This window comes from Streptomyces sp. NPDC005533, assembly GCF_042871845.1.
Classification (GTDB): domain Bacteria; phylum Actinomycetota; class Actinomycetes; order Streptomycetales; family Streptomycetaceae; genus Streptomyces.
Genome location: NZ_JBIAJH010000029.1, coordinates 60325 through 74626 on the forward strand (window position 1 = coordinate 60325; position 14302 = coordinate 74626).

General features: G+C 73.2%; 8 protein-coding genes. 2 read left to right on the forward strand and 6 right to left on the reverse strand.

Translation table 11 applies throughout. The features are described from left to right. Positions 1-266 precede the first annotated feature (266 nt). Together ACFYP3_RS26210 and pulA are read left to right on the forward strand one after the other, a co-directional pair. Entirely contained in the window at positions 267-1979 is a 1713-nt protein-coding gene (locus ACFYP3_RS26210; protein WP_388837147.1) for a carbohydrate-binding module family 20 domain-containing protein, read from the forward strand. Between the two features lie 93 nt (positions 1980-2072). Continuing rightward, positions 2073-7427 (forward strand): pullulanase-type alpha-1,6-glucosidase, encoded by a 5355-nt coding sequence (pulA, locus tag ACFYP3_RS26215; protein ID WP_388837150.1) that lies wholly within the window; start codon positions 2073-2075, stop codon positions 7425-7427. Here pulA and ACFYP3_RS26220 read toward each other — a convergent pair. The 6 genes from ACFYP3_RS26220 to ACFYP3_RS26245 form a co-directional block, all read right to left on the reverse strand. Continuing rightward, the gene (locus ACFYP3_RS26220; RefSeq protein ID WP_388837152.1) at positions 7414-7950 is read right to left on the reverse strand and encodes a GNAT family N-acetyltransferase; all 537 of its coding nucleotides are present in this window, start codon (positions 7948-7950) and stop codon (positions 7414-7416) included. The genes pulA and ACFYP3_RS26220 overlap by 14 nt on opposite strands. Positions 7951-7983: 33 nt before the next feature. Then, positions 7984-8685: a TetR/AcrR family transcriptional regulator gene (locus tag ACFYP3_RS26225; RefSeq protein ID WP_388837154.1), complete on the reverse strand. Its 702-nt coding sequence runs from the start codon at positions 8683-8685 to the stop codon at positions 7984-7986. 23 nt (positions 8686-8708) lie between these two features. After that, on the reverse strand, positions 8709-9755 hold the full coding sequence (locus tag ACFYP3_RS26230) for a PDR/VanB family oxidoreductase (RefSeq protein ID WP_388837156.1): 1047 nt from the start codon (positions 9753-9755) through the stop codon (positions 8709-8711). Continuing rightward, positions 9752-10648 carry a metal-dependent hydrolase gene (locus tag ACFYP3_RS26235; protein ID WP_388837159.1) on the reverse strand — a complete coding sequence of 299 codons (897 nt, stop codon included), beginning with the start codon at positions 10646-10648 and terminating at the stop codon, positions 9752-9754. The genes ACFYP3_RS26230 and ACFYP3_RS26235 overlap by 4 nt, the downstream gene beginning before the upstream one ends. A 90-nt stretch (positions 10649-10738) precedes the next feature. Beyond that, positions 10739-12139, reverse strand: a complete 1401-nt coding sequence (locus tag ACFYP3_RS26240) for a hypothetical protein (protein ID WP_388837162.1) — start codon at positions 12137-12139, stop codon at positions 10739-10741. Between the two features lie 178 nt (positions 12140-12317). Beyond that, a complete protein-coding gene (locus ACFYP3_RS26245; protein WP_388837164.1) occupies positions 12318-14258 on the reverse strand; it encodes a hypothetical protein in 1941 nt (646 codons plus the stop codon). Between the last annotated feature and the right edge of the window lie 44 nt (positions 14259-14302).

The following is a 14302-nucleotide window of genomic DNA, read 5'->3' on the forward strand; positions in this document are numbered from 1 at the left end:
CCCCGCCCGGGACCCTGCCCGGCGCCGGGACCCCGTCATGGGTCCCGGCGCCGCCGTGCGCCACCCGTCAGTGGCCGCGGCCGCCGCCGTGACCGCGGCCGCCGCCCGGTTCCCCTTCGCGTCCCGGTTGTCGCCGGTCCGACGTGCCCTTCGGCGGACACGCGGAAGAAACAATTCTGCAATCTCTTGCGCAAACTCTTGCAGGGCTCCTACCTGGCCCCTACGGTCGCTCCAATCCCCACCTCTTCCGCCAGGAGGCCCCCCGCATGCCTGCCAGAGCCGTCAGAGCTGCAACCTTTTGCGCCACCACCGCACTTGCCGCGGCCACCCTCACGGGCCTCGCGCCGCAGGCCGTCGCCGCGCCGCCCGGCGAGAAGGACGTGACCGCCGTTCTGTTCGAGTGGCGCTTCGACTCCGTCGCCAAGGCCTGCACCGGTTCCCTCGGGCCCGCCGGGTACGGGTACGTGCAGGTGTCGCCGCCGCAGGAGCACGTGCAGGGCGGGCAGTGGTGGACCTCGTACCAGCCCGTCAGTTACAAGATCGCCGGGCGGCTCGGGGACCGGGCCGCCTTCAAGGCCATGGTCGACACCTGTCACGCCGCCGGCGTCAAGGTCGTCGCCGACTCCGTCATCAACCACATGGCCGGACCGGCCGACGCAGGCGCCACCTTCACGGGCACCGGCGGTACTTCGTACACGAAGTACGACTACCCGGGCCTCTTCTCCGGCGCGGACATGGACGACTGCCGGGCCTCGATCTCGAACTACCAGGACCGCGCCAACATCCAGAACTGCGAGCTCGTGCAGCTCGCCGACCTGGACACCGGCGAGAACTACGTGCGCGGGCGCATCGCCGGGTACCTCAACGACCTGCTCTCCCTCGGCGTGGACGGATTCCGGATCGACGCCGCCAAGCACATGCCCGCGGCCGACCTCGCCAACATCAAGTCCCGCCTCACCAACCCCGGCGTGTACTGGAAGCAGGAGGCGATCCACGGGGCCGGGGAGGCCGTCTCGCCGAGCGAGTACCTCGGCAACGGCGACGTGCAGGAGTTCCGGTACGCCCGGGACCTCAAGCGGGTCTTCCAGAACGAGAACCTCGCCTACCTGAAGAACTTCGGCGAGGCCTGGGGGTACATGCCCAGCGGGCAGGCCGGTGTCTTCGTCGACAACCACGACACCGAGCGGGGCGGCGACACCCTCACCTACAAGGACGGGTCCACCTACACGCTGGCCAGTGTCTTCGCGCTGGCCTGGCCCTACGGCTCGCCCGACGTGCACTCCGGCTACGAGTGGACCGACAAGGACGCCGGCCCGCCCAACGGCGGCACGGTGAACGCCTGTTACGCCGACGGCTGGAAGTGCCAGCACGCCTGGCGGGAGATCTCCTCCATGGTCGGCTTCCGCAACGCCGCCCGCGGCCAGTCCGTCGGCAACTGGTGGGACAACGGCGGCGACCAGATCGCCTTCGGCCGCGGATCGAAGGCGTACGTGGTGATCAACCACGAGGGTTCCGCCCTGACCCGGACCTTCCAGACCTCCCTGCCGGGCGGCGACTACTGCGACGTGCAGAGCGGCCGCACGGTCACCGTCGGCGCGGGCGGGCAGTTCACCGCCACCGTCGCCGCCGGCACCGCCCTCGCCCTGCACGTGGGCGCCCGGACCTGCGCGGGCACCCCGGCCGCAGCCGCCGGGGCCTCCTTCACCGTCAACGCCACCACCGTCCCCGGCCAGAACGTCTACGTCACCGGCGACCGGGCCGAACTCGGCTCCTGGAACACCGCAGCCGCCCTCAAGCTCGACCCGGCGGCCTACCCCGTCTGGAAGCTCGACGTCACCCTTCCGGCCGGCACGTCCTTCGCGTACAAGTACGTCCGCAAGGACGCCGCCGGCAACGTCACCTGGGAGAGCGGCGCGAACCGCACCGCCACCGTCCCCGCGAGCGGCACGGTCACGCTGGCCGACACCTGGCGCAACTGAGCCGCCGCCCCACCGACCAGGGCCGCCCGGCACCCTTCCCCGCCACCGCCGGGCGGCCCTCATCCGTGCGACACGTACACAAGGAGACCCGCCTTGATACGCCCTGCCGCAGGAGTGCTCGCCGCCGCCCTGGCCGTGACGCTCCTGCCCGCCCTCCCCGCCGCGGCCGACGCCGCCGCGAAGCCGCCCGCCCCGCCCTCGGACGCGAAGCTGGCCGCCGAGCCGGACCGCCACGACCTGACCCGGGAGCAGTTCTACTTCGTGCTCCCGGACCGGTTCGCGAACGGCGACCCGGCCAACGACCGGGGCGGCCTGACCGGCTCCCGCCTGGAAACCGGCCTGGACCCCACCGACAAGGGCTTCTACCAGGGCGGCGACCTCAAGGGGCTCACCGACCGGCTGGACTACGTCAAGGGGCTCGGCACCACCGCCATCTGGATGGCGCCGATCTTCAAGAACCAGCCGGTGCAGGGCAAGGGCGACGACGTCTCGGCCGGCTACCACGGTTACTGGATCACCGACTTCACCCAGGTCGACCCGCACTTCGGCACCAACGCCGACCTGGAGCGGCTGATCGACACGGCGCACGGGAAGGGGATGAAGGTCTTCTTCGACGTCATCACCAACCACACCGCCGACGTCGTCGACTACCGCGAGGCCTCCTCCTCCTACCTGTCGAAGGGGGCGTTCCCGTACCTCACGAAGGACGGCGTGCCCTTCGACGACAAGGACTACGCCGACGGGCAGGGGAAGTTCCCCAAGGTCGACGGCGAGTCCTTCCCGAGGACCCCCTTCGTGCCGGACGCGAAGAAGAACCTCAAGGTCCCGGCCTGGCTCAACGACCCGACGATGTACCACAACCGGGGCGACTCCACCTTCGCCGGCGAATCCTCCGACCAGGGCGACTTCTTCGGCCTCGACGACCTGTGGACCGAGCGCCCCGAGGTCGTCGAGGGCATGGAGAAGATCTACGAGAAGTGGGTCAAGGACTTCCGTATCGACGGCTTCCGGATCGACACCGTCAAGCACGTCAACACCGGGTTCTGGACCCAGTGGGCGACCGCCCTCGACGCGTACGCGGCCAAGCGCGGCCGCGACGACTTCTTCATGTTCGGCGAGGTCTACTCCGCCGACACCGCCGTCACCTCCCCGTACGTCACCCGCGGACGCCTCGACGCCACCCTCGACTTCCCGCTCCAGGACGCGATCCGCGCGTACGCCTCCCAGGGCGCGGAAGCCGGCCGGCTCGCCTCCGTCCTGGCCGACGACTACCGGTACACCAGCGACAAGGCCAACGCCTACGAGCAGGTCACGTTCCTCGGCAACCACGACATGGGCCGCTTCGGCACCTTCCTGAAGCAGGACCGGCCGGGCGCGGGGGAGCAGGAGCTGCTGGACCGCTACCGGCTGGCCACCGAGCTGATGTTCCTCTCCCGCGGCAATCCGGTGATCTACTCCGGTGACGAGCAGGGCTTCACGGGCGCGGGCGGCGACAAGGACGCCCGCCAGCCGCTCTTCGCCTCGCAGGTCGCCGACTACCTGGACGACGACCAGCTCGGCACGGCGCGCACGCACGCGAGCGACGCCTACGATCCGGAGCACCCGCTCTACCGGCAGATCAGTGCTCTCTCGAAGCTGACCAAGGCCCACCCGGCCCTGCGTGACGGCGTCCAGAGCGAACGCCTCGCCGACGGCTCCGTCTACGCCTTCGCACGCACCGATGCCCGCAGCCGCACCGAGTACCTGGTCGCCGCCAACAACGGAACCGAGGCCCGCACCGTCGAGATCGACGCCCCGGCCGGCGCCCAGTACCGCACCCTCTACGGCGGCACCGCCCTGCTCCGCGCCTCCGCGGCGGGCAAGCTCACCGTCCCCGTCCCGGCCCTCGGCTCCGTGGTCCTCCAAGCCCTCGCGCCCGCCGCCCAGCCCACCGCCAAGCCCGCCCTCGCCCTCAAGGCCCCCGCCCCCGGCGCCACCGGCACCGTCGAGCTCTCCGCCGACGTCACCGGCGGCGGCCTGAACCGGGTCGTCTTCGCCGCGCAGAGCGGCAACGACAAGTGGCAGGTGCTCGGTTCCGCCGACCACGCCCCCTACAAGGTCACCCAGCACGTCGACGCCAAGACCCCGGCCGGCACCCCCCTGCGCTACAAGGCCGTCGTGGTCGACGCCGCCGGCCGCACCGCGAGCGCCCTCGCCGAATCCGTCGCCGGCCAGGCCCCGCCCACCGAAGTCCCCACCGCCACCCAGCGCGACTACGCCGTCGTCCACTACAACCGCCCCGACGGCGACTACACCGACTGGCGGCTCTACGCCTGGGGCGACCTCGCCGAGGGCGAGGCCACTCCCTGGCCGCAGGGCCACGGCTTCACCGGCCGCGACGCCTACGGCGCCTTCGCGTACGTCAGGCTGAAGCCCGGCGCCTCCTCCGTCGGCTACCTCGTCATCGACAAGGACGGCAACAAGGACGTCGCCGCCGACCGCACCATCGACGTGACGAAGACCGGCGAGATCTGGCTGGAGCAGGGCAAGGAGCCCGCCCGCACCGACCGCCCCGCCTACCCGCCGCAGGACACGGCGAAGGCCGTCCTGCACTACCAGCGCCCCGACGGCGCCTACGACGGCTGGGGCCTGCACGTCTGGACCGGCGCCGCGAACCCCACCGACTGGACCAAGCCGCTGCTGCCCGCCCGCACCGACTCCTACGGCGCCGTGTACGAGGTCCCGCTCGCGGCAGGCGCCACCAGCCTCAGCTACATCCTCCACAAGGGCGACGACAAGGACCTGCCCACCGACCAGTCCCTGGACCTGAAGGCCACCGGCCACGAGGTCTGGATGCTCGGCGGAAAGGAGAAGTACCTCCTGCCGCAGCCCGCCGGCGCCGGCGCCGCCCTCGACCTGACCAAGGCCCAGGCCGTCTGGATCGACCGCGACACCCTCGCCTGGAACGCCCCCGCGGCCGCCGCCTCCGCCCAGCTCCTCGCCTCCCGCGACGGCTCCGTCAAGGCCGAGAACGGCACCGTGACCGGCCACGCCCAGTGGCTGCGCCTCGGGTCCCGGACCGAGCTGACCGCAGCCCAGAAGCAGAAGTTCCCGCACCTGGCCGGCTACGGCGCGTACCCCGTCGACCCGCGCGACCGCGACCGGGTCCGCGAGGCCCTGCGCGGGCAGCTCGTCGCGAGTGCCCGCGCCGCCAACGGCGCCGTCCTCGCCGCCACCGGCGTCCAGCTCGCCGGGGTCCTCGACGACCTGTACGCGACGACCGCGGCCCTCGGCCCCGTCTTCAAGGACGGCCGTCCCACCCTCTCCGTCTGGGCGCCGACCGCCCAGCAGGTCTCCCTCGAACTCGACGGCCGCACCCTCGCCATGCACCGCGACGACGCCACCGGCGTCTGGTCGGTGCGCGGCGAGCGCTCCTGGACCGGGAAGCGGTACCGCTACGCCGTCACCGTCTGGGCCCCGACCACCGGGCAGATCGTCCGGAACCTGGTCACCGACCCGTACTCCACCGCCCTGACCGCGGACTCCACCCACAGCCTGGCCGTGGACCTGGCCGACCCGAAGCTCGCCCCGCCCGGCTGGAAGGACCTGCGCAAGCCCGCGGCCGTCCCCTTCACCTCCGCGCAGATCCAGGAGCTCCACATCCGCGACTTCTCCGTCGCGGACCGCACCAGCACCCACCCCGGCCAGTACCTGGCCTTCACCGACACCTCCTCGGCGGGCATGCGGCACCTGCGCGACCTGGCCGCCGCCGGAACCTCGTACGTCCACCTGCTGCCCGTCTTCGACATCGGCACCATCCCGGAGAAGGCCGCCGACCGCACCACTCCCGCCTGCGACCTCACGGTGTACGCGCCGGACTCGCAGGAGCAGCAGGCGTGCGTGGCCGCCGCGGCCGCGAAGGACGCGTACAACTGGGGCTACGACCCGCTGCACTACACCGTCCCCGAGGGCAGCTACGCGAGCGACCCGAACGGCACCGCCCGCACCGTCGAGTTCCGCAGGATGGTCCAGTCCCTCAACGGGTCCGGGCTGCGCACGGTGATGGACGTGGTCTACAACCACACCGTCGCCGCGGGCCAGTCGGACAAGTCGGTCCTCGACCGCATCGTCCCCGGCTACTACCAGCGGCTGCTGGCCGACGGCTCCGTCGCCACCTCCACCTGCTGCGCGAACACCGCACCCGAGAACGCCATGATGGGCCGGCTCGTCGTGGACTCGATCGTCACCTGGGCGAAGGAGTACAAGGTCGACGGCTTCCGCTTCGACCTGATGGGCCACCACCCGAAGGCCAACATCCTGGCCGTCCGCAAGGCCCTCGACGGCCTGACCCCCGCCAAGGACGGGGTCGACGGCAAGAAGATCGTGCTCTACGGGGAGGGCTGGAACTTCGGCGAGATCGCCGACGACGCCCGCTTCGTGCAGGCCACGCAGAAGAACATGGCCGGAACCGGCATCGCCACCTTCTCCGACCGGGCGCGCGACGCGGTCCGCGGCGGCGGCCCCTTCGACGAGGACCCGCGCGTCCAGGGCTTCGCCTCGGGCCTGTTCACCAGCCCCAACTCCTCGCCCGCCAACGGCACCCCGGCCGAGCAGAAGGCCCGCCTGCTGCACGCCCAGGACCTGATCAAGGTGGGCCTGTCGGGCAACCTCGCCTCGTACGCCTTCACCGACACCACCGGCCGCCGCACCAAGGGCGCCGAAGTCGACTACAACGGAGCCCCGGCCGGCTACGCGGCTGCCCCCGGCGACGCCCTCGCCTACGCGGACGCCCACGACAACGAGACCCTCGCCGACGCCCTGACCTACAAGCTCCCGCCGGCCACGAGCAACGCCGACAAGGCCCGCATGCAGGTCCTGGCCATGGCGACGGCCACCCTCTCGCAGGGCCCGTCCCTCTCCCAGGCGGGCACGGACCTGCTGCGCTCCAAGTCCCTGGACCGCAACTCCTACGACAGCGGCGACTGGTTCAACGCCATCCAGTGGGACTGCCGCAGCGGCAACGGCTTCGGCCGCGGCCTGCCCCCCGCCGCCGACAACGCCCCGAAGTGGCCCTTCGCGAAGCCGCTCCTGACGGGACCGGCCCCCACCTGCGCGGACATCACGGCCACCGCGGCGGCCCACCGCGACCTGCTGAGGATCCGCACCACCGCGCCGGAGTTCGCCCTCACCACGGCGGAGGAGGTCCAGTCACGGCTGGCCTTCCCCCTCTCGGGCAAGGACGAGACCCCGGGCGTGATCACCATGACCCTGGGCGACCTGGTCGTGGTCTTCAACGCCACCCCCACCGCCCAGCCCCAGCGCGTCCCCGCCCTCGCCGGCACCGCCTACCGCCTGAACCCGGTCCAGGCCGCCGGCTCCGACCCCACGGTCAAGCGGTCCGCGTACGACACCACGACAGGAGAGTTCACCGTCCCCGCCCGCACCGTCTCGGTCTTCACACGGCGCTGAGCCGGTCCAGTCGCTTCTCCAGCAGGATCACCCCGTAGGTCCTGCCGTCCTTCCCGACCTTGTTGGGGAGCTCCCCGACCACCCGGTAGCCCGCGGCCCGGTAGTACGCGAGCAACCGGGGGTTGGTGGAGACGCAGTCCAGGCGGGCCCGCTCCCGTCCGGTCCCGGCGATCCGCCGCTCGGCGTGTTCGAGCAGGCGGCGCCCGGCGCCGGCGGGGGCGGCCTCGCGTTCCACCATCAGCCGGTGGACGTATCCGGCCACCGGGGGCTGGACGCCCCAGGCGTCCTCGTCGGACCACCACAGCTCGTACGCCCCGACGACCCGGCCGTCGCCGTCGCCGCCGAGCCACACCTCGCCGTCGGCCATCCGCGCGCGGAAGTGGGCGGCGTCCTTGTCGCCGGGCTTCCACTGGTCGATCGCGTGCTTCTGCATCCAGCGGGCGGCCTGGTCGTGCAGCCGCACCAGTGTGCCGGCGTCCTTCTCCGCGGCCTGCCGGAACAAGATCCCGTCGTCAATGATCACGCGGGCATTATCGGTGATCGGAACCGTTGGTGATCAAGAGCCCGGCACGAGGCCGCCGAGACGCCCGACCAGTTCTCCGAACGGCCCGTCGGCCGGCTCGTCGGCCAGGATCCGTACGAGGATCCCCGCCATCTCCGCGTCGTAGGCCGCGCTCACTGCGGCCAGCGCGGCGAAGTCGTGCACCAGCTGCAGCTCCAGCTCGGCACGTGGGATGCGGCGCCCGTCCAGCCAGATCAGCGCGGTGGACTCGGCGAGCGACACCCAGGACCGCACCACGAGTTCCAGCCGCGCCGGGGGATCCTCCAGCGAGATGCCCAGGTGCGTGAGGATCTGCTCGTACGCCGCCTGCCGGACCTCGTCGATCATCGCGTTGGCCCGGCTGCTGCCGGCCGCCGGACCGCCCCGCATCAGCGCCGAGAAGCCCGGCCCGTGGTCGTCGACGAAGGCGAAGAACCGCCCCATCACCCGCAACAGCCGCGCCCCGAGCGGCCCCTCCCGGGGCTCCACGAACCGCAGCGCCAGCTCGTCGGCGGCCCGGCGCAGCGCGGCCTCGTACAGGCTCAGCTTGCCGGGAAAGTAGTGGTAGACGAGCGGCCGGGATATCCCGGCCGCCGCCGCGATCTCGTCGATCGACACATCGTCGGGCGACCGGTGGCTGAACAGCTCCAGGGCCACCCCGATCAGCTGCTGCCGCCGCTCCTCGACACCCATCCTGCGTCGCACCCCGGTTGTCATGCGGACACCCTACTGGGGAGCGTTCACAGGTCCAGGACGAGGCGGTCTCCCTTCGCGCGCGAGACGCACAACAGCATGGACTCCGCCCGCTCCCCGTCCGTGAGGAGGTCGTCGCGGTGATCCACCGCGCCCGCGAGCACCCGGTGTTGGCAGGTTCCGCAGAAACCCTGCTCGCAGGAGTACGGGGTGGCGGGCAGCTCCCGGCGCACCGCGGCCAGGGTGCTCTCGTCCCCGGCGACCTCGACGACCCGTCCCGAGCGGCGGAGTTCGGCCGTGAAGGGGTGCGCCGGGCCGGGCGCCGCGGCCGGGGCGAAGCGTTCCAGGCGGACCGCCGCCGGGTCCGGGGCCGCCGCCGTGACGGCCAGCATGAGGGGCTCCGGGCCGCAGCAGTAGACGAGCGTGCCCGGCCCCGCGTTGGCCGGCGCCGTCAGGTCGGGCCGGCCCGCCTCGTCCTGGGCGACCACCGTGACCCGGTCCCCGTAGGCGGCCAGTTCGGTCAGGAAGGGCATCGAGGCGCGCGAGCGGCCCCCGTACAGGAGGGTCCAGTCGGCGCCGGCGGCCGTGGCGGCCCGGAGCATCGGCAGGATCGGGGTGATGCCGATGCCGCCCGCGACGAAGACGTACGAGGGCGCCGGGACCAGCGCGAAGCGGTTGCGCGGCGGGCGCAGCTCCAGTTCGGCGCCCTCGACCAGCTGCTCGTGCGCCTCGCGGGAGCCGCCGCGGCCGTCCTCGACCAGCCGGATCGCGATCGTGTACCTGCCGCCGTCCGCGGGGTCGCCGCACAGGGAGTACTGGCGGACCAAGCCCGAGGGCAGGGTCACGTCCACGTGCGCGCCGGGGGTCCAGGCGGGGAGGTCCGGTGACTCCAGGGTCAGTTGCAGCACGCCCTCGGCCGGCTGGGTACGGGAGACGATCAGGGCGCGCAGCGCACGGCGCGGGGAGTGGCCCGAGACCGGTGTCTCCAGGGCCGGCAGGGGCCAGAGCGGGGACCTGTCGATGCGGCGCTTCAGGGCGCGCCTGGTCACCCAGGCGGCGCCCGCGACCGCCGTGACCGCGAGGGCGCGCCTCATGCCCGCACCCCGCCGTTCGCGCCGGGGGAGGCGGCCAGGTAGGCCACCGCCTGGGCCGTCGAGCCCTCCTGGGAGGGGTGGTAGGTGCGGGAGAGGTACTTCGGTATGGACTTCAGCATGGCGCCGCTGGTCGGCAGGACCCCCTGCCGCCCCGCCCGGAAGAACTGTCCGAAGGAGGCCTTGGCGGCGTCCAGGTGCGGGTCGTTCTCCATGAAGAAGCGGACCCCGCGCTGCCACAGGAAGACCAGCGCCGTGAAGGCGGTGGCCCAGGTGCGGGCCCGGCGGCGGTAGTTGCCGTCGACGTGCATGAAGAGGTCGAAGGCGACCGAGCGGTGCTCGACCTCCTCGGCCCCGTGCCAGCGCAGCAGGTCCAGCATGGTGGGGTCGGCGCCCCGCCGGTCCAGGGCCTCGGCGTTCAGCACCCAGTCCCCCAGGAACGCCGTGTAGTGCTCGATCGCCGCGATCATGGCGACCCGCTCCATCAGCCACCAGTGCCGGGCCCGGCCCGGCGGGAGGGTGCGGTCGCCGAGCAGCTTCTCGAACAGCCAGTCCACCTGCGCGGTGTACGGGGTGGGGTCCAGCCCGAGCCGCTTGAGGTGGGGGAGTACGTCGTCGTGCGCGGCGGCGTGCATGGCCTCCTGGCCGATGAAGCCGACCACGTCCGCCCGCAGCCGCTCGTCCTTGATGTGGGGGAGCACCTGCTTGTAGACGTGCACGAACCAGCGCTCACCGGCGGGGAGCAACAGGTGCAGCACGTTGATCATGTGCCCGGCGAAAGGCTCGCCGGGCAGCCAGTGGAGCGGGGTGTCCTCCCAGCCGAAGGACACGTTCCGGGGCCTCAGGTCCACGTGTTCCGACGCCACGGGGGCGGGCGCGAGCGGCGTATTAGACATGGCGTCAATGTACTGATGGGTACAGGGGGTGAGAAGCCCCCTGCGCCGACTTCTCGCCGCCCGCCCCGCCACCCGCCCCGCGCGGGGCGGCTAGCGCCCGGTGCTGCCGCTCACGAGCGCCCACTCGCGGTTCAGGGTGCCCAGCGGGATCTTGCGCTCGAAGACGGGCGTGCCGAACAGGGACAGCTGGAGGTGGAGGTTGCCGCTCAGGTCGAACCCGCCGTACAGCGCCCAGGCACCGGTGACCGACGTCTTGCCGTCGCTGGAAGCGGTCGCCTTGGCGTCGGCCTCGCCGCGCAGGTACGGCGCGAAGTCGGCGGTGACGCCGACGGCGCCGTAGAGGCCGACGGACGCCTCGGCGCCGAGCGCGCCCTTGACCCGGCCGGCGGCGGTGACGGTCGCCTGGACCGGGGTGCTCTGGACGGTGGAGGTGCTGACCGGAGTCCAGCCCTTGCCGAAGGCGTAGCTGCCGCCGACCTTGAAGTCCCCCTTGACGTCCTGCTGGACGTCAAGGGTCACGCGCCCGTCGGCCTCCACCTGGATGTAGCAGGTCAGGTCGAGGTTGACGACGACCGGGACCGGCCCGACCTGGATGACCGGCGAGCTGTGCAGCTTGGCGAACGGGATCCGCTTGGGGGCCCCGGTGCTCGCGGCGGCGCGGCCCTGGAGCTTCCACTGCGAGGACCAGTCGCCGCTCATGCCGAGGTAGGCGCCGCGCGGGCCGGCGCCGCCGCCCGGGGTGCCGTCGTACGAGAACTCGACCTGCGGGGCGAGCTGGACGAAGCCGGTCACCGAGGCGCCGGCCGAGGCGGGGGCGTCCGGGGCGGTGTCCACGGAGGCGTCGACGTCGAGCCGCAGGTTCCCGAGCGGCAGCTTCGCACCCTGGGGGCCGAACTTCAGGCCCTGGCCCTTGGCCCAGGAGAAGGTGACGCCCTTCATCAGGGGCTCGACGGTGACCGACGCCGGGTCGACGGGCACCTTGCCGTCGGCCCTGTCGTCGCCGAGGACGGAGTTCAGCGTGGTGGCGGCGGTCTTGACCTCGGTGCCGCGGTCGGTCTTGCCGACGACCTCGGTGACCTTGGCGAGCAGGCCGTTCGGGGCGCCCGGCGCCGGGGCGCTGGCGATGACGTCGCCGGCCGCGACGGGCTTGGCGGCCTCGGGGGACTTGCCCGGGGACGGCGTCCGGGTGGGCCCCTCGGGGGCCGTGGATATGACGGCCCGTCCGCTCTCCTTGTCGTAGGAGGCGACCTTCAGCGAGGACTTCTCGGTCTTGCCCTTCCCGTCGCCGCGGGACACGGCCGCCGGTGTGGGCGACCCCTGCGGCGCCGCGGCCACGTCGAGCTGCTGCGACGTGCCGTCGACCGACGGGGCGAGGGTGGCGGGAGCGGCCGGTTCGGCGGCGCGGGTGTGGGGGGTGGAGGAGCAGCCGGTGGCGGCGAGCGCGAGGGCGGTCAGGCCGGGCAGGAGGAGGCGGCGGGCGAGCAGGCGCACGTGGTTGACCTTCAGGCGGGTGAGGGGGGTGGGGGATTACCGAGCGGTAACCGGAACCCGATCATGCCATGTGCACGCTACGACCGTCATGTCCGGATCCCGCCAACTCCTCAGCCGTGCTTGGTCGTTGAATCTTCACCCGCCTCCGCGTCCCGGCCCGCCCGCCCCCTCGCGCGGCCTAGCGCAGCGTCCCCGCCTTCGTCCCGTCCGTGAGCTTGCCCGACAGGTCCACCTGCGCACCGGCCGGCGCCTTGACTGCGAGCCGGTTGCCGTTCGCCGCCCCGCTCACCCCGCCGCCCGACACCGACAGCGAGGCGAACTGCGCACTGCCCGCCGCCAGCACGTACCACTGGCCCGCCCGCGACTTCCACAGCACGCCGGCCAGCACCCGCGGCTCCCGCGGCCCGCACGCCGCGGACCCCTCGGCCTTGGCCGCCTGCGCCGCCAACGCCCCGCCCGGGGCCAGGAACTGCGCCTGCACCCGGTCCGCCGCGCCCTGCCAGGTCTCGGCCCGCGTGCAGAGCCACGTCGCCGTACCGTCGCCCTCCGGCAGCGGCTGCTTCGCGTACGTCCAGGCGTTGACCGTACGGACCCCGTGCGAACGGACCGAGGGCAGCAGGCAGGCGATCTTCGACCAGTCGCCCAGTTCCGCGGCCTCCGTCACGTCGCGCTCGGCGCCCGGAGCCCCCGACGTCAGCCGGGCCGGGGTCAGTTCACCGAGGTCGGTGATGAGCCGGGTGGCGCCGTCGCCGGTCAGGGCCAGGGCGTTCCAGCTCGTACAGCTGCCCGCCGGCGCCGGGCTCGCGACCGGCGGGGTCACCCCGTCCCGGCCCGGCTTCAGCGCCGCCGCCGGGGCACCCGGCTTGAGGAGGTCCCGCAGGGAGACGCCGGTGACCCAGGGCGCCGCGAGGTAGCGGACGTTGCCGTCGACCCGGCTGAGCACCAGCGCGGTCGCCGTGTCGGCCGAGGCGCCGTCGGTCCGGGCGAAGTCGAGGGCGGCGCCGGCGGTCCCGGTGCGCGGTTCGGCGTAGCGGACCACCCGCAGGCCGTCGTGGAACAGGACCACGACGGCCTGGTCGACGACGCCCGCGAACAGCAGCTGCGCCGGTCCCATCGGCGGCCCGGCGGGGGTCCCCGGAGTGGCCGAGACGACCACGGAGGAGCCGGGCCGGGCCCAGACGGCCAACGCCCGGCGCAGCAGCGCGACGTCGTCGGCGCGGTCCCCGCGGGCGGGCCAGGTGGAGAAGTCCGTACGGGAGGACGTGTGCCAGAGCGTCGGCGCGACCCGGACCAGCTTCCCGGGATCCAGGGCCTGCTCGGCCGCGGCGTTGCGCGCATAGAGCGGAGCCGCGGCCCCGTCCGAGCCCCAGCCCCCGCCGGGCAGCGCCAGCAGCGCCCCGCACACGGCGAGGGCGGCCGCCGCGGCCAGCGCGGCCCGGCCGAGCCGGCGCCGCCGCAGCAGGTCGGTGGGCCGGGCCTGGAGCACGCACGGGTCGAACTCGGGGGAGGCGAACAGGGCGTCGTTCGCCGGATCCCCGGACTCCGCGACGGCGGCGGCCGGATCCGGGACCCCGGCGTCGTCGAGCACCCGGAGCACCTCCGGCTCGGGCAGCCGCTCCAGGGCCCGCAGCACGCAGGCGGCCCGGCCGGGCCCGTCGAGGGTGGCCAGCCACTGGTCGAGGGCGAGCTCCTCGGCCCCGCCCGAACGGGGGAACAGCCGCAGCCCCCACACCTGGGGGAGCAGCGGCGGCAGCTGCGCGCGCCGGGGGAGCGCCCGGAAGGTCAGCGGGATCCCCGCCTCCAGGGCGGCGCGCAGCACGCGCAGCCGGACGTAGGAGTAACCGGAGTCGTCCGCGCCGGCCCGCTGGCCGGGGACCCCTCCCTGCACGGCCGCCGCGGCCGCCGCCGCGTCCCGCCGGCCGCGCGGCAGCGCCCGCTGGACCAGCGAGTGGGCGGTGAGCACCCGCCGGTTGCGGCCGAGGGCGGGCGGCAGCACCAGATAGGCGAGCCGCACCAGCCGCGGGTAGTGCTCGACGATCGCGGCTTCGGCCTGCTCGACGTCCGGCGGCACGGCAGACACGGGAGGCAGGGGGCGGGTGGCGGTATCCGGCGCAGTCACGTTCAGCAGAACGAGCGAATCGTCGGATGGTCACCCGTCCGCAG

Coding starts and splice junctions, on each gene's coding strand:
- ACFYP3_RS26230 (WP_388837156.1), bottom strand. CDS start 9,755: ATGAGGCGCGCCCTCGCGGTCACGGCGGTCGCGGGCGCCGCCTGGGTG.
- ACFYP3_RS26225 (WP_388837154.1), bottom strand. CDS start 8,685: ATGACAACCGGGGTGCGACGCAGGATGGGTGTCGAGGAGCGGCGGCAG.
- ACFYP3_RS26235 (WP_388837159.1), bottom strand. CDS start 10,648: ATGTCTAATACGCCGCTCGCGCCCGCCCCCGTGGCGTCGGAACACGTG.
- ACFYP3_RS26210 (WP_388837147.1), top strand. CDS start 267: ATGCCTGCCAGAGCCGTCAGAGCTGCAACCTTTTGCGCCACCACCGCA.